Source organism: Gordonibacter sp. RACS_AR68 (assembly GCF_030418485.1).
Taxonomy (GTDB): Bacteria; Actinomycetota; Coriobacteriia; order Coriobacteriales; family Eggerthellaceae; genus Gordonibacter; species Gordonibacter urolithinfaciens.
Genome location: NZ_JAIPUP010000001.1, coordinates 936,031 through 954,718 on the forward strand (window position 1 = coordinate 936,031; position 18,688 = coordinate 954,718).

An 18,688-nucleotide genomic window follows, 5' to 3' on the forward strand; every position below is an offset into this window, starting at 1 on the left:
TTCGAGTCTTCCGGCATTCCCTCGGTTCTTCCGGCATCCCCTCGAGTCTTCCAGCGCAGCGATGGGCCGGCCTTCGGGTCCCGGCTTGCCCCGTCGCGCCGGAGGCGCCCTCCGTGCATCCTTGGGATGGGGCCGCAAAGGCACAGTAATCACCGGTTTTCGACGGGCTGTTCCTCTCCCGGGATTACGCCGCTTTCATCATCACCTCGCGAGCAGGGAAAACGTCCGAAGTCCCGGACGAAGCGCGTTCGCGCAGGCAGTCCCTGCCTCGAATCGGTAGAAAATCGGTGATTACTGTGCAACGGAGCCTCGGCTTCGGTTCTCGCTTCGCACGGTCCGTGCAAGGCCCGGGCCGGTACGGTGCACCTCGAACCTGCTTTGGGCACCTGTCGGTTGCTTGCCGGCCGCTTCCGGCCGGTTTTTGCGGCAGACTTCGTGAAGGGACCTCGGGCGGGCCGCTTTCGGCGGTACAATAGCCCGACATGCGGTTTGAGGCGCTTGAGGAAACGGAGGGGCGGATGCCCGGCACAGCGAAGCCGAACGAGGGGACCCGGCGGGTCATGGTGGGCGGCGTGCCGCTCGGCGGCGGCGCGCCCGTCGTCGTGCAGTCCATGCTGAACGCCCCGGCCGGCGACGTGGCGGCGAACCTCGCGCAGATCGAGGCGCTGGCGGCGGCCGGCTGCGAGGTCGTGCGCATGGCCATCCCGCACAAGACCGACCTCGACGCGTTCGAGGCCGTGTGCGCCGCCTCGCCGCTGCCCGTGGTGGCCGACATCCACTTCTCGGCCGATATCGCGGTTGAGGCCGCGCGCCGCGGCGCGGCGAAGCTGCGCATCAACCCCGGCAACATCGGGGGCCTCGCCAAGTCGGACGCCGTGCTCGACGCGGCGGGGGAGGCCGGCATCCCTATCCGCATCGGGGTCAACGCCGGCTCGCTCGACGCCGAGCTGGCCGCGCGTACTGACCTCACGCTCGCGCAGAAGCTCGCGCGCTCGGCCGCCGACTACGTGCGCTACTGCGAGGGCCGCGGCTTCCGCGATTTGGTGGTCAGCGCGAAGGCCCACGACGTCATGGCCACGGTGGCCACGTACCGCCAGCTCGCCCGCGAGCTGCCAACGTGCCCGCTGCACATCGGCGTGACGGAGGCCGGCACCCTGTTCCAGGGCGTCATCAAAAGCGCCTGTGGCCTGGGTATCTTGCTGGAAGAGGGCATCGGCGACACGCTGCGCATCTCGCTCACCGACGACCCCGTGCAGGAGGTCCGTGCCTGCTGGACGCTGCTCGCGGCGCTCGATTTGCGCCGCCGCGCGCCGGAGCTCGTGAGCTGCCCCACGTGCGGGCGCTGCCAGGTGGACCTCATCGGGCTGGCGCAGCAGGTGGAGGAGCGCATCGCGAACCTGGGCAAGCCGCTCAAGGTGGCCGTCATGGGCTGCGTGGTGAACGGCCCGGGCGAGGCTGCCGACGCCGACATCGGCGTGGCGTGCGGAGCAGGGATGGGCGTGGTGTTTTCCAAGGGAGACGTCGTCCGCAAGGTGGAGGAGAAGGCCATCGTGGACGCTTTGATGGAGGAGATAGGAAAGCTATGACGAACGCGAATATCATGCGCATGAGCGAGCTGTACGTGCCCACGCTCAAAGAGGATCCGACCGATGCGGAGATCGCCAGCCACAAGCTGCTTCTGCGCGCCGGCATGATCCGCAAGACGGCCTCGGGCGTGTACACGTTCCTGCCGCTCGGCAAGCGGGTGCTGGCGAAGGTGGAGCGCATCGTGCGCGAGGAGATGGACGCCATCGGCTCCCAGGAGATCATGATGCCGGCGCTGCAGCCCGGCGAGCTCTGGCACGAGAGCGGCCGTTGGAACGACTACGGCCCCGAGCTCATGCGCCTGGTGGACCGCCACGACCGCGAGTTCTGCCTCGGGCCCACCCACGAGGAGCTTATCACGGCCCTCGTGCGCAACGAGCTGCGCTCCTACAAGGAGCTGCCGCTCACGCTGTACCAGATCCAGGTGAAGTTCCGCGACGAGATCCGCCCGCGCTTCGGCCTTCTGCGCAGCCGCGAGTTCATCATGAAGGACGCTTACAGCTTCCACGCGAGCCAGGAGTCGCTGCAGAAGACCTACGACGACATGAGCGCCGCCTACGGGCGCATCTGCGAGCGCATGGACATGGACTACCGTCCCGTGGAGGCGGATTCCGGCCAGATCGGCGGCAGCGTGACCTGCGAGTTCATGGCGCTCGCCGAGGCAGGCGAGGCCGAGCTCGTGCACTGCGCGTGCGGCTGGGCGGCCAACGCCGAGGCGGGCGACTGCCTGGCGCGCCCGACCGTCTACGACGTGCCGGCCATGGAGAAGGTGGCCACGCCGGGCGTGCACACCATCGCCGAGCTGGCGGCGTTCCTGGACATCCCCGAGTCCTCCACCGTGAAGGCGCTGTCGGGCAAGAACGACGCAGGCGACCTGGTGGTGCTGTTCATCCCCGGCGACCACGAGCTGAACGAGCTGAAGGCCGAGCGCGTGGCCGGCGGCTTCACGCTGCTCACCGACGAGGACATGGAGGCCTTCGGCCTGCACAAGGGCTCCATGGGCCCGGTCGGCCTGCCCGAGGGCGCGCGCGTCATCGCGGCGCGCAGTCTGCAGGCCGTGCCGAAGTGGGTCGTGGGCGCGAACGAGGACGGCTACCACTACGTGGGCGCCCAGCTGGGCGTGGACTTCAAGGTGGACGAGTGGGCCGACCTCTGCATCGTGCAGCCCGGAGACAGCTGCCCGAAGTGCGGCCTGCCGCTGGAGGGCGCGCGCGGCATCGAGGTGTCGCAGGTGTTCCAGCTGGGCGACAAGTACTCGAAGGCCATGGGCGCCACGTTCATGGCGGAAGACGGTTCCGAGCAGCCGTTCCTCATGGGCTGCTACGGCGTGGGCGTGTCGCGCACCATGGCGGCCATCGTGGAGCAGCACAACGACGAGAACGGCATCGCGTGGCCCTTCTCGGTGGCGCCGGCGCACGTGTGCGTGCTGCCGCTAACCGTGGGTGACGACGAGGTGCAGCCAGCGGCCGAGAAGCTGGCCGGCGACCTGGCGAAGCTCGGCCTGGAAGTGGTCATCGACGACCGCAAGGAGCGTGCCGGCGTGAAGTTCGCCGACGCCGACCTCGTGGGCTGGCCGCTGCAGGTCGTGGTGGGCAAGCGCGGCCTCGCCGAGGGCAAGGTGGAGATCAAGCACCGCAAGACGGGCGCGCGCCGCGACATCTCGCTCATGGCGCTCACCGACGCGGTGGCGTTCGCGCAGCGCAACACGAAGGTGTGGGGCTCCGAGGTCGACCTGTTCGGCGGATTGTTCGCCTGATGAGCTCCTTCCCGGACGTACGCGGGGTGCTGTTCGACCTGGACGGCACCCTGCTCGATACCCAACGCCTGATTTTGGTTTCGTTCCGCCATGCCGTGGAGACGGTGCTGGGGAAGAGCATGCCCGACGAGCTGCTCATGGCCAAGGTGGGCCAGCCGCTCACAGTGCAGATGTGGGACTTCACGGACGACCAGGAGGTGCACGACGAGCTGCTCGCCGTCTACCGCGACTACAACGCCCGCGTGCACGACGACCTCATCCGCATCTTCCCCGGCGTGCCCGAGCTGCTGGCTGACCTGCGGGAGACGGGGCTGCCCTTCGGCGTGGTGACCTCGAAGCGCCACGAGGCTGCCGTGCGCGGCCTGGCCACGTTCGGCTTGGACGGCGCGTTCGACCTGCTCATAGGCTCCGACGACTGCGCTGCCCACAAGCCCGATCCCGGCCCGGTCCTCCAGGGCTGCCGCCAGCTGGGCCTGCGCCCCGAGGAGTGCGCGTACGTGGGCGACAGTCCCTTCGACCTCCAGGCTGGGCGCGGCGCCGGCTGCCCCACCGCCGCGGTCCTGTGGGGCATGTTCCCCGAAGAGGTGCTGCTGGCGGAAAAGCCGGAGGTCGCATGCCGCAACGTGGAAGAGCTCCGCGGGTGCCTGCTCTAGGCCAGGCTGGGCTGCGGGGCTAGCCCCTCTCGTTCTCGCCCAGGGAATGGAGGGCTCCTCCGGGGGTCAAAAGGGCGTCGAGGGGGCGCTCGAAGGCCCGCGCGAACTTCACGACCTTCGAGAAGTCGGCGTCTATCAAGCCGTCCTCGATGTCGGTGATGTGGCTTCGGCTGGACCCTACCATGTCCGCCAGCTCCTTTTTCGTCAGGTGCTGGCTTTCGCGCAGGACGCGCACGTTCTCGCCGAACGTGCGCGCGAGGAGTTGGACAAGGGGGTCCTTGCCCAGCATCTTGGCCTGTCGTGACTTCTCCGGCATGATCGAAATCGTAGGCGAGCCTCCAAAGTTGAAAGTATTCAGCTGAATACACTTTGCCTGCGCCGGACAACAAAGCCGCTCATTTCGGGATGCAGGCGGTTGGCCCGCCACCCGCCTGCGCGAAGCACGGCCGATCGCGCCCCTCATCCCCCTATTCTGTTGCTTAGCAGTGAATTTCCCCCGGCATCTACGCCGCGACCTCAACCTTCCTCTATAATCGGTTATTCGATCTTTGACTAACTGCAAATCGAAGGGGGTGTGAGTTCATGCCGAGACTTCAAATCATGGATACCACGATCCGCGACGGCCAGCAGAGCCTCTGGGCCACGCGCATGCAGATCGGGGACATGCTGCCGATCCTGCCGAAGATGGACCGGGTCGGGTACTGGGCCATCGAGGCGTGGGGCGGTGCGACGTTCGACACGTGCCTGCGCTTTCTCGACGAGAACCCGTGGGAGCGTCTGCGATCTATCAAGGCGAACACGCCGAACACGCCGCTCGCCATGCTGTCCCGCGGCCAGAACCTCGTGGGGTACAAGCACTACTCGCGCGAGATCTGCAACCGTTTCATCAAGGCTTCCAAGCGCAACGGCATCCACGTGTTCCGCGTGTTCGACGCCCTCAACGACATCCGCAACGTCGTGGACAACGCCGAGGCCATCAAGGAATGCGGCGGCCACTTCGAGGGCGCCATCTCCTACACCATGTCGCCGGTCCACACGCTGGACAGCTACTTGGAGTACGGCCAGAAGATGAAGGATCTGGGCGCCGACTCCATTGCCATCAAGGACATGGCCGGCATGCTCACGCCCTACCGCACCGAGCGCATGGTGAAGGCGTTCAACGCCGAGATCGGCCTGCCGCTGCACATCCACTGCCACTACGTGGGCGGCATGGCGCCCGCCAACATCATCAAGGCTGCCGAGGCCGGTGCCGCCATCGCGGACACGGCCCACGCGCCGCTCGCGTTCGGCAACTCGCATCCCGCCGTGGAGATGATCGTGGCCGCCCTCCAGGAGAGCCGCTACGACACGGGGCTCGACCTCGACCTGCTGTTCGAGATCGCCGAGTACTGGGAGGAGGTGCGCAAGCGCGGCCACTACAAGCGCGGCGTGTCCTCGCTCACGCACATGAAGGTGTACTCGCACCAGGTGCCCGGCGGCATGATGTCCAACCTCGTGTCGCAGCTGGAGATCCAGAACGCCGGCGACCGTCTGCCCGAGGTCATGCAGGAGATCCCGAAGGTGCGCGCGGAGGTGGGCTACCCGCCGCTCGTCACGCCCCTGTCGCAGATCGTGGGCACGCAGGCCGTGTTCAACGTGCTCACCGGCAAGCGCTGGAGCGTGGTGTCCAAGGAGATGAAGGACTATATCTGCGGCTACTACGGCAAGGCGCCGGGTCGCATGGACAAGGACATCGTGGCGAAGGTGGTGGGCAACTCCGAGATGCTGCCGCCCGATATTGCCCCCGGCTCGCTCGTGACCACTACGTATTCCCAGGTGGAAGACGAGATCGGCGACCTCGCGAAGAGCGAGGAGGACGTGCTCATGTACGCCCTGTTCCCGAACGAGGCCCGCACGTACCTGAGCAAGCACCGCACATCGGAGAAGGTCGACTTCCTCATGGAGCAGGAGTCGAGCCACACCAAGGAGGACGATTACGTGGACATCAATCAGATTCGCGAGCTGGTTCGCGTCGCCGAGGAAAGCGGCGTCGGCGAGATCGTAGTCGAGGAGGAGGGCACCCGCATCGCCGTGCGCATGCCGGGCACGCTGTCCTCCGACGCCGTGGCGGCCGCAGCCGCGGCGGCCCCGGTGGCCGCCGTCGCCCCCGCCCCCGCGGCCGAGGCCCCCGCTTCCGCCGACGACGGCGTCGAGCGCCCCTCGAACTGGTACTGCGTGACGGCCCCCATGGTGGGCACGTTCTACACGTCCCCCGCGCCCGGCGAGCCGCCGTTCGTGCAGGTGGGTGATGAGGTGGCTGCCAACCAGACGCTCTGCATCGTGGAGGCCATGAAGCTCATGAACGAGATCACGGCCGAGGAGATGGGCACGGTGCGCGAGGTGTGCCTCGAGGACGCCATGCCCGTCGAGTTCGGCACGCCGCTGTTCTACGTCGAGCCCCACGGCGCCCCGGCCCCGGCTCCGGAGACGGCGTAATGTTTAGCAAGATACTGGTAGCGAACCGCGGCGAGGTGGCGTTGCGCATCATGCGCGCAGCCAAGGAGCTGGGCGTGAAGACGGTGGCGGTGTACTCCACGGAGGACGCGGACACCTATCCCGTGCAGTACGCCGACGAGGCCGTGTGCATCGGCCCCGCCCAGGCGAACAAGAGCTACCTCGTCATGCCCAGCATCATAGCCGCAGCCAAGAACGCCGGCGCCGAGGCCATCCACCCCGGCTACGGCTTCCTGGCCGAGAACGCCGACTTCGCCCGCGCCTGCGTGGACAACGACCTGGTGTTCATCGGCCCCGCGGCCGACTGCATCGAGCGCATGGGCGACAAGAGCATGGCGCGCGAGACCATGAAGTCCTGCGGCGTGCCCACGGTGCCCGGCTCCGACGGCTGCATCGACACGGCCGCCGAGGCCAAGGCGTTCGCGGACAGCGTGGGCTATCCCGTGCTCATCAAGGCCACGGCGGGCGGCGGCGGCAAGGGCATGCGCGAGGTGCACGACCCAGCCGATCTTGAGGCCCAGTACCAGGCCGCGCGCACCGAGGCCGGCGCCGCCTTCGGCAACGACGGCGTGTACCTGGAAAAGCTCGTGCTGCGCCCGCGCCACGTGGAGGTGCAGGTGCTGGCCGACGACTTCGGCAACAACCTGGCGCTCTGCGAGCGCGACTGCTCCGTGCAGCGCCGCCACCAGAAGCTCATCGAGGAGGCGCCCTCGCCGGCGCTCACCGAGGACCTGCGCCGCGCCATGGGCGTGGCGGCCATCAAGGCCGTGCGCGCCGTGAACTACAAGAACGCCGGCACGATAGAGTTTTTGCTCGACGAGCGCGGCAACTTCTACTTCATGGAGATGAACACGCGCGTGCAGGTGGAGCACCCCGTGACCGAGCAGATCACCGGTACCGACATCATCAAGGAGCAGCTGCGCATCGCCTCCGGCGAGCCCATCAGCTGCGCCTCCCGTGCGCCGTTCGCCCCGTTCGGCCATGCGATGGAATTCCGCATCAACGCGGAGGACCCCGCGCACGGCTTCCGGCCCTGCCCGGGCACCATCACCAAGTTCGAGCCCCCGGCGGGTCCCGGCGTGCGCGTGGAGAGCTATGTGCGCACCGGCTCGCGCATCTCGCCCTACTACGACTCGCTCGTGGCGAAGCTCGTGGTGTACGGCCAGGACCGCGAGGAGGCGCTGCAGCGCGGCCGCCGCGCCCTTGACGAGTTCGTCATCGAGGGCATCGAGACCACCATCTCGTTCCACCGCCGCGTGCTGGACAACGCCGTGTTCTGCGCGGGCGAAGCGACGACCGACTTCATTGAGACCCAGATGGGAGACGTGTTATGAACGAGCTGAACCTTGACGGCATGGCGCTTGCGCCGGGTGTCGTCGAGACGATCGTGTCCATTGCAGCCAACGAGGTGGAGGGCGTGGCCTCCGTGGGCTCCGCCGCCGCGGGCGGACTGCGCTCCGTGTTCGGCGCCAAGCCGTCCACCCAGGGCATCGATATCGCCGTGGACGAGGACGACAAGCTGGTCATATCGGTGCGCGTGGACGTGTACTACGGTTATGTGCTGCCCGAATTGGCCGCCAACCTGCGCCAGGCCGTGGCCGATGCCGTGGCGAGCCAGGTGGGGGCGCAGGTCTCCTCGGTCGACGTGTACATCGACGGCATCCAGTTTGCCGGTTAGCCGGAGGTTTGCTGAGCTCCTATGGCTGCTAAACGACATGAACGAACGCGTGCGCGCCGCTCGGCGCTCGCGCTGCTCTACACGAGCGAGATCACGGACGAGGGCGCTACCAAGATCGCCGAGGAAGGCCGCTACCTGGCCGAGGACGGCCCGCTGCCCGACTACGCCACAGCGCTCGTGCGCGGCGTGGAGGCGCACCGCATGGCCATCGACAAGCATTTGGCGGCCACGTCGGAGAACTGGGCGCTTGCGCGCATGCCCATCGTCGACCGCTCCATCCTGCGCCTGGCCACCTACGAGATGATGTACGTGGACGACGTGCCCACCTCGGTCACGATCAACGAGGCCGTTGAGCTGGCGAAGGACTTCGGCGGAGAGGACGAGTCGCCGCGTTTCGTCAACGGCGTGCTGGGCCGCATCGCGAAGATCCTGGACGAGGAGAAGGCCGAGGAGAAGGCGGCGTCGGCGTCCGCTGCGGCGCGGGAGGGCGAGCTGCCCGAAGGAGCCCCTTCCCATGGCGCATGAGTCATATGAAAGCTTTGACCAGGTGAAGGCCCGCCTCGACGAGATCGTCGACGCCGTTGGCTCGAGCGAGATGCCCCTCGACGAGGCGCTCTCCCTGTATGAGGAGGCTGTGGGATTGGGCCTGCGGGCGAGCGAGCTGCTCGAAGAGAACATCGAGGCCCGCGATGCCGAAGACGAGGCCGAAGACGGCGCGGGCAAGGCCGTCTGCGAGGCCGCCGCGGGAACCGAGGTTGAAATCGAAGCCGCAGCTTCGGACGCGGAGGCGTCCGCGGCGGCTGCGGCTCAAGCGTAACGGGGGGCGTGACTATGGACCATCGCATTCTCGACGTGATCTCGTCGCCGGCCGACCTCAAGCTGCTGACCAACGAAGAGCTCTCCATCCTCGCCCGCGAGATACGCGAGGAGATCGTGTCCGTAACGTCGGAGACGGGCGGTCACGTGGGCTCGTCGCTCGGTGCCGTGGAGATCATCCTGGCCGTGCACAGCATGCTGGACTGCCCGCGCGACCGGTTCATCTTCGACGTGGGCCACCAGGCCTATGCGCACAAGCTGGTCACGGGCCGCCTCGAGGAGTTCAAGTCGCTGCGCACCTACGGCGGCCTCTCCGGCTTCCCGAAGCCCGGCGAGAGCCCCTACGACGTGCATCCCTCGGGCCATGCCTCCGACTCGCTTTCGGTGGCGCTCGGCCTGGCGAAGGCGCGCGACCTCTCGGGCGGCGACAACAAGGTGGTAGCCCTGATAGGCGATGCGGCGCTCTCGGGCGGCATGGCGTTCGAGGCGCTCAACCACATCGGACAGGCGCAGACCCCGATGGTGGTCGTCCTCAACGACAACGAGATGTCCATCTCGCGCAACGTGGGCGCGCTCATGAAGCACCTCGGCTACATGCGCGCCTCCTCGCAGTACCGCCAGACGCGCGACTCCGTCCAGGAGAGACTGGAAAGCAGCGGACCCTTCGGGGAGGCACTCGCGAACTTCGGGCGCAACATGAAGGAATCCATGAAGCAGTTCGTGCTCCCGCGTACCATGATCTTCGAGCAGCTGGGTATCCTGTGCACGGCGCCCATCGACGGCCACGACATCGGCGCGCTCAAGGAGACGCTCGCCATGGTGCTGGAGACGGACGCACCCGTGCTCATGCACGTGGTGACGAAGAAGGGAGCCGGCTACGGGCCGGCCGTGCGCAACCCCGAGAAGTTCCACGGCATCGCGCCGTACGACGTGGCTACCGGTGCCGTGAAGAAGAAGCCGTCCGCCGCTCCCTCGTACACGAGCGTGTTCGGCGCGGCGCTTGCGGCCGAGGCGCGCAAGGACGAGCGTATCGTGGCCATCACGGCCGCCATGAAGGACGGCACGGGCCTGGCGGGCTTCGCCGAGGAGTTCCCGAGCCGCTTCGTGGACTCGGGCATAGCCGAGGAGCACGCTGTGGGCCTGGCCTCGGGCCTGGCCATCGGCGGCAAGAAGCCGGTCGTGGCCATCTACTCGACGTTCCTGCAGCGCGCCGTGGACCAGCTGGTCATCAACAACGCGCTGCCGAACCTGGACGTGGTGTTCGCCATCGACCGCGCCGGCGTGGTGGGGGAGGACGGCCCCACGCATCACGGCATGTTCGACCTCGCATACACGCGCATGGTGCCGCATATGCGCGTGCTCGCCCCGTCGAACGAGGCGGAGCTCGTGCATGCGCTGCACACGGCGCTGGCGCTGGGCGGCCCGTTCGCTATCCGCTACCCGCGCGGGGCGGCGGAGGGCGTGCCGCTGCCCGAGGAGCCCCAGGTGCTGGAAGTGGGGAAGTCGCAGGTGGTGCGCGAGGGGGCCGACGTGGCCATCCTCGCGTTCGGCCGCATGGTGGGCCGTGCGCTGGGCGCCGCGGAGCTGCTGGCGGTGCGCGGCATCGACGCGCGCGTCGTGGACATGCGCTGGGCGAAGCCGCTCGACGCCGATGCCATCGCGCGTGCGGCGCAGACGCGCCTCGTGGTCACGGTGGAGGGCGGCATCGTGTCGGGCGGTGCGGGCGAGGGCGTGCTGGGCGAGCTTGCGCGCCAGGGCCTGGCCGTGCCCGCGCTCACGCTGGGCATCCCCGACATGTTCGTGCCGCAGGGCAAGGCCGACTTGCTGCTTCGCGACCTGGGCCTCGATCCCGAGGGGATAGCGGCCTCCATCGAGGAGCGCATGAAATAGGGGCGACTTTACCTAAACTTGATCTTTCCGTTGCCTTGACTTGACAAAGCACCGTTATCATACGATTCCGTGTGCTTTGTCACCGAAGCCGTGAAAGGGACCACAAGTTGAATACTCTTGCCGATCGGCGCCCTTCGTTCGAGGAGGAGTCTGAGTGAGCTACGATTTCGGCTCGTTCGCTGCAGCGTTCGTCAGCGACCCCATACTCGCCCTCATCGTCATCCTGACGCTGGGCGCCACGGTGGTGAACGGGGCGACCGACGCCCCCAACGCCATCGCCACCGTCGTGGGCACGAAGGCCATGAAGCCCACGCCCGCCATCGTTATGGCGGCGATATGCAACTTCGTCGGCCTTGCCGGCATCACCCTGGTCTCGTCGGCCGTGGCCGCCACCATCTTCAACATGGTGGATTTCGGCGGCGACAACCACGCCGCCCTCGTCGCGCTGGCGGCGGCCATGGTGGCCATCATCGTATGGGGCGTGGCGGCCTGGTACTTCGGCATACCCACGTCCCAGAGCCACTCGCTCATCGCCGGCATCACCGGCGCGGCCATCGCCCTGCAGGGAGGCCTGGGGGGCGTGAACGGCGGCGAATGGATGAAGGTGGTATACGGCCTGGTCATCTCCACGGTGCTCGGGTTCGGCACGGGGTGGCTGTTCACGCGCCTCATAAAGAAGGCGTGCCGGCGCGCCGAGCGCTCCAAGGCGAACTCGTTCTTCAAGTGGGCGCAGATCGTGTCGGGCGCCGGCGTGGCCGTGCTGCACGGCGCGCAGGACGGCCAGAAGTTCCTGTCGCTGTGCATGCTGGGCATCATGCTGGCCATGAGCGGCCAGTCGGGCGGCGACGTGTCGTTCCCGTTCTGGCTCATCATCATGGTGTCGGCCGTCATGGCGCTGGGCACCGCCGTGGGCGGCAAGAAGATCATCAAGTCCGTGGGCATGAACATGGTGAAGATGGAGCAGTACCAGGGCTTCGCCGCCTGCCTGTCCGCCTGCTTCTGCATCGGCCTGGCCACGTTCACGGGCCTGCCGGTGTCCACCACGCATACCAAGACCACCGCCATCATGGGCGTGGGCGCCGAGAAGAGCCTGCGCAACGTGAAATGGGGCCTTGCCGGCCGCATGGTGGGCACCTGGGTGCTCACGTTTCCCGGCTGCGGCCTACTGGCGTTTGCGTTCACGCACCTGTTCCTGATGTTCTTCTAGGGGGATCGGGTGGTGCGTCCAACGAGGTCGTAGACGGGTTGGCGTTGTAGATCGGCGCGAGGGGCCCCCGTGCCCAGAATTGCCGTGAGCCGGCGAAGCGCGCTTTTGCACGCGAGGAAGGCTTGGAGCGGCAAGGCTGGGCACGGGGGCCCCTCGCGCCGTCGAGCGTTTCCGCTGGCCGTTAGGCCAGCGGAACGAGCTAATCCTCTTCCACGACTTCTGCGCCGGGGGCGTTCCTCTTCACGCTCTCGATGCCCTTCTTGCAGGATTCCTTGGACTGGTAGTGCTGCGACGTGGCGATGACTTCGCCGTTGTCGGCTTCCAGCACGAAATGGCATCCCGTCTCGGACGTCTTGATGACGAACTTGCCCATGCGACCGCTCCTTCTCTTCGACGATAACGGAATCATATACCCCGGTCAGATAGAAGGGGCGTCACAGCAGGCGGTTTCACCAATGGTTGAACGGCATCCTATGCGCCGATGCGCTTCTCCATGATGAAGTCGTCCATGATGAAGCCCTGCCCGATGTCGGTCTCCACGGAGTCGATGGTCTCGAACCCCTTGCCCCGGTACGCGCGCACGCCCAGGTCGTTGTGCTTGTTCACCGTCAGGTACATGGCCGCGAGTCCGCGTGCGCGGCACAGGTCCTCGTAGAAGCGGATGGTCTGGCTGGCGAACCCGTGCCCACGCTCTTCGGCGCGCAGGTAGATCTTCGAGATGAAGAAGCGGTTCGTCTCGGGCTCGACGCGCCCTCCCGTGTAGCCCACGGTGCGGCCATCCTCGGCGGTGCGCAGGAACCAGTACTCGTAAGCGTGCTCGGCCACGTCGCGCTCGATAGCTTCGAGGCTCTGGAACTGTTCCACCATGTAGTCGGTTTGGGCCTCGCCGATGAGGGCGGGCCAGTACTCGTGCCAGATCTCGCTGGCGAGCGTCGCCAGGGCGGCGCGGTCCTCGGGCGTTTCGACGGGGACGAACTCGATGGTCATGCGGTGGTCCTTTCTCTCGCGTGTCCCTTCCACTATACCGCAACGGTGCGCGCTGCCATCGTTCCCGCAGTCCGATTCCTTCGGGCTCGCGGCCCGGTGCTGCGAGGCGTGTTTCCTTTCGGTAACGGCGATGCTTCCCGTCTGTTAAAAGGCGTTTTTGAGCGCGTTAACAGTTGCAGGTCTCGCTTGGGACGGTCGCGGGGCGGTGGGATCATCGAATGCGTAAACAGGTAGCGCTCGTATTCGAGGGAGGTAGAGGCACATGTTCGACACAGGATCGACGGGTTTCATGCTGGTATGCGCGATGCTCGTCTTGCTGATGACGCCGGGGCTGGCGTTCTTCTACGGAGGTTTGAGCCGTCGCAAGAACGTCGTGAACACGATGCTCATGTCGTTTGCGGTGCTCGGCATCGTGGGCGTCACCTGGACGGTGTGCGGATGGTCGTTCGCGTACGGCGGGGACGGGTCGCTTCCGTTCTTCGGAGGCTTCGACCAGCTCGGCCTCGCGGGGCTGGTGGCCGACATCGTGGGCGAAGCCCCCGAAGCGCTGAGCCACGACGCGTACCCCGCGATGGCCGACGTGGTGTTCCAGATGGCGTTCTGCATGATCACCACGGCCATCGTCACGGGTGCGGTGGCCGGGCGCGTGAAGTTCGGCGCGGTGTGCGCGTTCACGGCGGTGTGGACCGTCGTGGTGTACCCGCCGCTCGCCCACATGGTGTGGGGCGGCGAGGGGAGTCTCGTGGGAGGCATGATCGGCGCGCTCGACTTCGCGGGCGGCGATGTGGTGCACATCTCGTCCGGCCTCACGGGCCTGGTTCTCTGCGTTATCGCGGGCAAGCGAAAGGGGTACGCCGTGATGAGCTACCGCCCCCACAACGTGCCGTTCGTGGCGCTGGGCGCGACGCTCCTGTGGTTCGGATGGTTCGGCTTCAATGCGGGCTCCGAGTTCGCCCCCGACGGCGTTGCCGCGCTCGCGCTCGTGAACACCGCGGCGGCGTCTAGTGCGGCGCTCGTTTCATGGCTGGCCGTCGAGCGCGTGCGGGTCGGCAAGCCCACGCTCGTGGGCGCGGCGACGGGCTTGGTGGCCGGACTCGTGGTCATCACTCCGGCAGCGGGCTTCGTGGAGCCATGGGCAGCGGCGGCGATGGGCGTCATCGTGTCGCCCGTGTGCTACGCCGCCGTCTCGTTCCTCAAACGCACGTTCGGCTACGACGACGCGCTCGACGCATTCGGCATCCATGCGGTCGGTGGCGTGACCGGCGGTATTCTGACCGGGCTGTTCTGCGTGCCCGAGCTGTCGTGGACCGATTTCGGCGGCCTGCTCTATACCGGCGATCCCACGCTGCTGGGCGCGCAGGTGCTCGGCATTCTCGTGACGGCGGCGTTCGTGGGCGTGCTCGACGTGGCGCTCGGTTTCATCGTGAAGGCGTGCTTCAGGGGAAGCCTGCGTGTGGGCGAGGCGGAGGAGGCGCAGGGCCTCGACGTGACCGCGCACGGCGAGAGCGCGTATCCGGCCTATGTGGGACTCGACTAAGGTTCCCCTTCTGCCGAACGGCGGAACGGGCCGGCGACTCTCGCTGGCTTTGACGAACCAGTGATAGCAAAGGAGCTGCTAAATGAAGAAGATCACCGCCATCGTGCGGCCCGAGAAGCTCGAGCCGCTCAAGGAGGCGCTGTTCGCCGCGCAGGTGGGCGGCATGACCGTCAGCCAGGTGCAAGGCTGCGGCAGCCAGCATGGTTGGAAGGAGTACTACCGCGGGACCGAGGTGATGCTCAACATGATACCGAAGGTGAAGTTCGAGCTCGTGGTCGACGATGCAGAGGTGGCGCCTCTCGTCGACCTCGTCCGCGCCACGGCATGCACCGGCGAGGTGGGCGACGGCAAGATCTTCATCTTCCCGGTGGAGGAGGTGGTGCGCATCCGCACCGGCGAGACGGGCGTCGCCGCTGTGTAGCGAGCGCAGAAGGTGCCGGCATGTCCGGACGGCATCGATCCAGCCTGGATCGGTGCCGTCCCGTGTGGAGGTTCGGCGGCGGGGTTTGCAGGTTGTTGTTAATGGGATATAATCCTATTTAAATTACGATAGTGATAAGCAGACCCAAGGAGTTCGCAATGGCCACGGCAACGAAGAAGGGGGCGTCCACGGCGCCCTCGCGCAACACCATACAGCGGGCGCTCGTGCTGGAGGCAGTGCGGTCGCTGCATAACCACCCCACGTCGGCCGACGTGTACGAGGCGGTGCGTCGCACGTACCCGAACATCTCGCGCGCCACGGTGTACCGCAACCTGGGCGTGCTGGCTAGCCGAGGCGACGTGCTGCGCGTCGAGGTGCCCAACGGCGCCGACCGCTATGACTTCTTCAACGAACCGCACTATCACGCGAAGTGCCGCGTGTGCGGCGGCATCGTGGACGTCGATATGCCCTACGAGCCGGACATCGCCTCCCGTATAGCCGATGCACATGGCTTCGCTATCGAGGGCCACGAGATCATCTTCGACGGCGTGTGCGCCGCTTGCCAGAAAGCCTAGGGCCGAGGCCTGCCGCGCGGCGGGCAGAAACGGCCGCGCCTTCGCGCCTCGCGCCCTCCGCCGCCTGCCTCATGGGGTAGAATGGACGCGGGAACACGCCCCGGAAGGCACGGGGTGCAAAGGCGCACGCGGACACCGCCCGTCGTCCGAGACGGGCACGGGCCGAGGGAGATAGCGAGGAGAGGGCCGGCATGGCTAACCCTTACGAGATATTCGACGCGCTGGCGGAATGCGTGTACGTGAGCGATCTCGATACCCACAAGATGCTGTACCTCAACGGATCCGCGGAGCGCCTCGTAGGCGACTGGCGGGGCCGGACGTGCTATGACGTGGTGCTGGGCAAAGACGCCCCCTGCGAGTTCTGCAACAACCACGAGCTTTCCGCGGACGCGTTCGTCACGTGGGCGCACTACAACGAGAAGTTCGGGCGCCACTACCTGCTCAAGGACAAGGTCGTGGACTGGGAGGGCCGCCCGGCCCGTTTCGAGGTGGCGTTCGACATGACCGCCGAGCAGGAGCAGCGCCGGGCGTTGGAGACGAAGCTGGGCCTGGAGACGCTGCTCGTGCGCTGCGCCATGAAGCTGCAGAACATAGACGGGTTCGCGGGCGACATGACGTCCGTGCTCCAGATGATAGGCGAGTTCATGGAGGCCGACCGCGTGTACCTCTTCCAGGTGTCGCCCGACGGCACCTCGTTCAGCAACTCGCACGAGTGGTGCGCCGAGGGCGTGGTGCCCCAGATCGACGAGCTGCAGAACATGGACCTGCATTTCGTGACGCAGTGGATGCCGCTGTTCCTGAAGCGCGAGACCATCGTCGTCAAGAACCTGGAGGATTTGCGCGAGACTTCGCCGAACGAGTACGAGATGCTCGCCCCGCAGGGCATAACCACCCTGGTGGACGCGCCGCTGCTCGTGGAGGGCGAGCTCATCGGCTCCATCGGCGTGGACAATCCGGCCGCTATCCACCTGGACCACTGCGGGGAGTTCTTCAGCAGCCTTTCCTACTTCCTGTCCATGGAGCTGGAGCGCTACCGCACGAAGGAGCGGTTCCGCCAGCTCAGCTTCACGGACACGCTCACCGGCCTGGGGAACCGCAACCGCTTCATCGCCGACGTGGAGGAGCTCGACGCCGCGGGCCCGCGCAACGGGTTCGGCGTGGTGTACGTGGACATGAACGGCCTGAAGGACATCAACGACCGCGACGGCCACGCAAGGGGCGACCGCGCGCTGATCGCGGCGGGCAGCGCGCTCGCAGACGCGCTCCCGGGGGCATACGTGTACCGCATGGGCGGCGACGAGTTCCTCGCCATCGTGAAGGACGTCTCCGCAGACGGCTTCGACGCGCTGGTGGAAACGGTGCGCGCCCGGCTGGCCGACGCCTCGTGCCCCATGGCCATGGGGCTGCACTACGCCGCGGAGCCTTGCCTTGTCGACGAGGCCGTCAGGTGGGCCGACGGTGCCATGTACGAGGACAAGCGGGCCTACTACAGCTCGCATGCCGCCTCCGCGCGCTACCGCGGCTGATGCGAGGCCAAAGGTGGCGGAATGGCGAGAAATAATCGTGGGGCCTTGTGAATAGTGGTTCTGGGGACGTTGCCTGTGTGATATACTAATGCGGCTTATCGGGAATCCTCCCGGAAGCGCACGTAACTGTAGGCCCCCGAGACATGTTTTTGTTGCACAGCTGAGCGAGCAAGCTTTTGCAGAGCGAACATGGTGTAAGCAATCAATCATGACGAAGGGTCCCCGACTTAAGTTTGAAAGGGGTCCGTTTTGACCGACATCAAGAACACGTCCGTCATCGACTTCAGCGACATCTCCGACGAGCAGATGAACGAGATGATCGACGGCACGCTGACCGAGTTCGACGAGGGCGACCTGGTCGACGGCACGGTCGTCAAGATCGAGCACGACGAGGTGCTCGTGGACATCGGCTTCAAGAGCGAGGGCGTCATCCCCTCCCGCGAGCTGTCCATCCGCAAGGACGCCGACCCGTCCGACATCGTGGAGCTGGGCGAGAAGATCGAAGCCCTCGTGCTCCAGAAGGAGGACAAGGACGGCCGCCTGATCCTTTCCAAGAAGCGTGCCGAGTACGAGCGCGCATGGATCCGCGTCGAAGAGAAGTTCAAGGCCGGCGAAGTGGTCACGGGCGAGGTCATCGAAGTCGTCAAGGGCGGCCTGATCCTCGACATCGGCCTGCGCGGCTTCCTGCCGGCGTCGCTGGTCGACCTCCGTCGCGTCAAGGACCTCGACATGTACCTCAACACCGAGATCGAGGCCCGCGTCATCGAGATGGACCGCAACCGCAACAACGTCGTCCTGTCCCGCCGCGTGCTGCTCGAGGAGGGCCGCAAGAACGAGCGCGCCGAGATCCTCGCGAAGCTCTCGAAGGGCATGCGCCTCAAGGGCACCGTCTCCTCGATCGTCGACTTCGGCGCGTTCGTCGACCTCGGCGGCATCGACGGCCTGGTGCACATCTCCGAGCTGTCCTGGAACCATGTCAACCATCCGTCCGAGGTCGTCAAGGTGGGCGACGAGGTCGAGGTGGAGGTCCTGGACGTCGATCTGCAGCGCGAGCGCATCTCGCTCGGCCTCAAGCAGACGACGGAGGATCCGTGGATCAAGCTCGTCGAGAGCTACCCGGTGGGCACCATCGTCGACGGCAAGGTGACGAAGATCGTGCCGTTCGGCGCGTTCATCGAGCTGGGCCAGTCCATCGAGGGCCTCGTGCACATCTCCGAGATGTCGCAGCGCCACATCGACACCCCCGCGCAGGTCGTGAAGGCCGGCGACGAGGTGAAGGTCAAGGTCATGGAGATCAACCCCGAGCGTCGCCGCATCTCCCTGTCCATGAAGGCCGCCGCCGAGGAGCTCGGCTTCGAGATCGAGGTGGACGAGTCCATCCAGGCCGAGGAGAAGCCGGCCAAGAAGAAGGCCGAGAAGAAGGAAGAGGCCGCTCCGGCTGCCGCTCCCGCCGAGGAGCCGGCTGCGGAGTAGCTTCCCCGCCGATTGTACGAGGGCCCCTCGAAAGAGGGGCCCTCTTTGCTTTATGAGGAGTCGTTGGCGCAGCCGGCCCGTTCGGCCCTTGA

General features: G+C 66.6%; 18 protein-coding genes. 15 read left to right on the forward strand and 3 right to left on the reverse strand.

The window, feature by feature from the left end; translation table 11 throughout:
- Positions 1-518: 518 nt before the first annotated feature.
- From ispG to K9U15_RS04020, 3 genes are read left to right on the forward strand one after another with little or no spacing between them, the layout of a single operon-like run.
- A complete protein-coding gene (gene ispG, locus K9U15_RS04010; protein ID WP_096227215.1) occupies positions 519-1,586 on the forward strand; it encodes a flavodoxin-dependent (E)-4-hydroxy-3-methylbut-2-enyl-diphosphate synthase in 1,068 nt (355 codons plus the stop codon).
- On the forward strand, positions 1,583-3,340 hold the full coding sequence (locus K9U15_RS04015) for a proline--tRNA ligase (protein ID WP_278853098.1): 1,758 nt from the start codon (positions 1,583-1,585) through the stop codon (positions 3,338-3,340). Before ispG ends, K9U15_RS04015 begins: the two co-directional genes overlap by 4 nt.
- Positions 3,340-3,993 (forward strand): HAD family hydrolase, encoded by a 654-nt coding sequence (locus K9U15_RS04020; RefSeq protein ID WP_015538968.1) that lies wholly within the window; start codon positions 3,340-3,342, stop codon positions 3,991-3,993. The genes K9U15_RS04015 and K9U15_RS04020 overlap by 1 nt, the downstream gene beginning before the upstream one ends.
- A 19-nt stretch (positions 3,994-4,012) precedes the next feature.
- On the opposite strand, the gene K9U15_RS04025 is transcribed toward K9U15_RS04020, so the two are convergent.
- Complete coding sequence (locus tag K9U15_RS04025; protein ID WP_096227213.1) at positions 4,013-4,309, reverse strand: helix-turn-helix transcriptional regulator; 297 nt, start codon at positions 4,307-4,309, stop codon at positions 4,013-4,015.
- Between the two features lie 266 nt (positions 4,310-4,575).
- On the opposite strand from K9U15_RS04025, the gene accB reads away from it, so the two are divergent.
- From accB to K9U15_RS04060, 7 genes are all read left to right on the forward strand, one after another.
- Positions 4,576-6,468, forward strand: a complete 1,893-nt coding sequence (accB, locus tag K9U15_RS04030; protein WP_227115036.1) for an acetyl-CoA carboxylase biotin carboxyl carrier protein — start codon at positions 4,576-4,578, stop codon at positions 6,466-6,468.
- The gene (gene accC / locus K9U15_RS04035) at positions 6,468-7,820 is read left to right on the forward strand and encodes an acetyl-CoA carboxylase biotin carboxylase subunit (RefSeq protein ID WP_087191414.1); all 1,353 of its coding nucleotides are present in this window, start codon (positions 6,468-6,470) and stop codon (positions 7,818-7,820) included. Before accB ends, accC begins: the two co-directional genes overlap by 1 nt.
- Positions 7,817-8,164 carry an Asp23/Gls24 family envelope stress response protein gene (locus tag K9U15_RS04040; RefSeq protein ID WP_087191415.1) on the forward strand — a complete coding sequence of 116 codons (348 nt, stop codon included), beginning with the start codon at positions 7,817-7,819 and terminating at the stop codon, positions 8,162-8,164. Before accC ends, K9U15_RS04040 begins: the two co-directional genes overlap by 4 nt.
- A 21-nt stretch (positions 8,165-8,185) precedes the next feature.
- Complete coding sequence (gene nusB, locus K9U15_RS04045; protein ID WP_087191416.1) at positions 8,186-8,689, forward strand: transcription antitermination factor NusB; 504 nt, start codon at positions 8,186-8,188, stop codon at positions 8,687-8,689.
- The gene (locus K9U15_RS04050) at positions 8,679-8,981 is read left to right on the forward strand and encodes an exodeoxyribonuclease VII small subunit (protein ID WP_096227210.1); all 303 of its coding nucleotides are present in this window, start codon (positions 8,679-8,681) and stop codon (positions 8,979-8,981) included. Before nusB ends, K9U15_RS04050 begins: the two co-directional genes overlap by 11 nt.
- A gap of 14 nt (positions 8,982-8,995) precedes the next feature.
- Positions 8,996-10,870 (forward strand): 1-deoxy-D-xylulose-5-phosphate synthase, encoded by a 1,875-nt coding sequence (dxs, locus tag K9U15_RS04055; RefSeq protein ID WP_096227209.1) that lies wholly within the window; start codon positions 8,996-8,998, stop codon positions 10,868-10,870.
- Positions 10,871-11,024: 154 nt separating this feature from the next.
- Positions 11,025-12,077: an inorganic phosphate transporter gene (locus K9U15_RS04060; protein WP_096227208.1), complete on the forward strand. Its 1,053-nt coding sequence runs from the start codon at positions 11,025-11,027 to the stop codon at positions 12,075-12,077.
- 199 nt (positions 12,078-12,276) lie between these two features.
- Here the strand turns inward: K9U15_RS04060 and K9U15_RS04065 are convergent, their stop codons facing one another.
- Together K9U15_RS04065 and K9U15_RS04070 are read right to left on the reverse strand one after the other, a co-directional pair.
- Complete coding sequence (locus tag K9U15_RS04065) at positions 12,277-12,450, reverse strand: YegP family protein (RefSeq protein ID WP_301155634.1); 174 nt, start codon at positions 12,448-12,450, stop codon at positions 12,277-12,279.
- Between the two features lie 98 nt (positions 12,451-12,548).
- Complete coding sequence (locus K9U15_RS04070) at positions 12,549-13,064, reverse strand: GNAT family N-acetyltransferase (RefSeq protein WP_087191421.1); 516 nt, start codon at positions 13,062-13,064, stop codon at positions 12,549-12,551.
- Positions 13,065-13,326: 262 nt separating this feature from the next.
- Between K9U15_RS04070 and K9U15_RS04075 the strand changes: the two genes are divergently transcribed.
- The 5 genes from K9U15_RS04075 to rpsA all read left to right on the forward strand — a co-directional run bounded on the left by K9U15_RS04075 (position 13,327) and on the right by rpsA (position 18,596).
- Positions 13,327-14,601, forward strand: coding sequence for an ammonium transporter (locus K9U15_RS04075; RefSeq protein WP_096227206.1), 1,275 nt, complete (start codon positions 13,327-13,329; stop codon positions 14,599-14,601).
- 82 nt (positions 14,602-14,683) lie between these two features.
- Entirely contained in the window at positions 14,684-15,022 is a 339-nt protein-coding gene (locus K9U15_RS04080; RefSeq protein WP_154270230.1) for a P-II family nitrogen regulator, read from the forward strand.
- A gap of 158 nt (positions 15,023-15,180) precedes the next feature.
- Positions 15,181-15,597 (forward strand): Fur family transcriptional regulator, encoded by a 417-nt coding sequence (locus tag K9U15_RS04085; protein ID WP_087191424.1) that lies wholly within the window; start codon positions 15,181-15,183, stop codon positions 15,595-15,597.
- 191 nt (positions 15,598-15,788) lie between these two features.
- Positions 15,789-17,123, forward strand: coding sequence for a sensor domain-containing diguanylate cyclase (locus K9U15_RS04090; protein WP_301155635.1), 1,335 nt, complete (start codon positions 15,789-15,791; stop codon positions 17,121-17,123).
- A gap of 249 nt (positions 17,124-17,372) precedes the next feature.
- The gene (rpsA, locus tag K9U15_RS04095; RefSeq protein WP_087191426.1) at positions 17,373-18,596 is read left to right on the forward strand and encodes a 30S ribosomal protein S1; all 1,224 of its coding nucleotides are present in this window, start codon (positions 17,373-17,375) and stop codon (positions 18,594-18,596) included.
- The last annotated feature ends 92 nt before the right edge of the window (positions 18,597-18,688 follow it).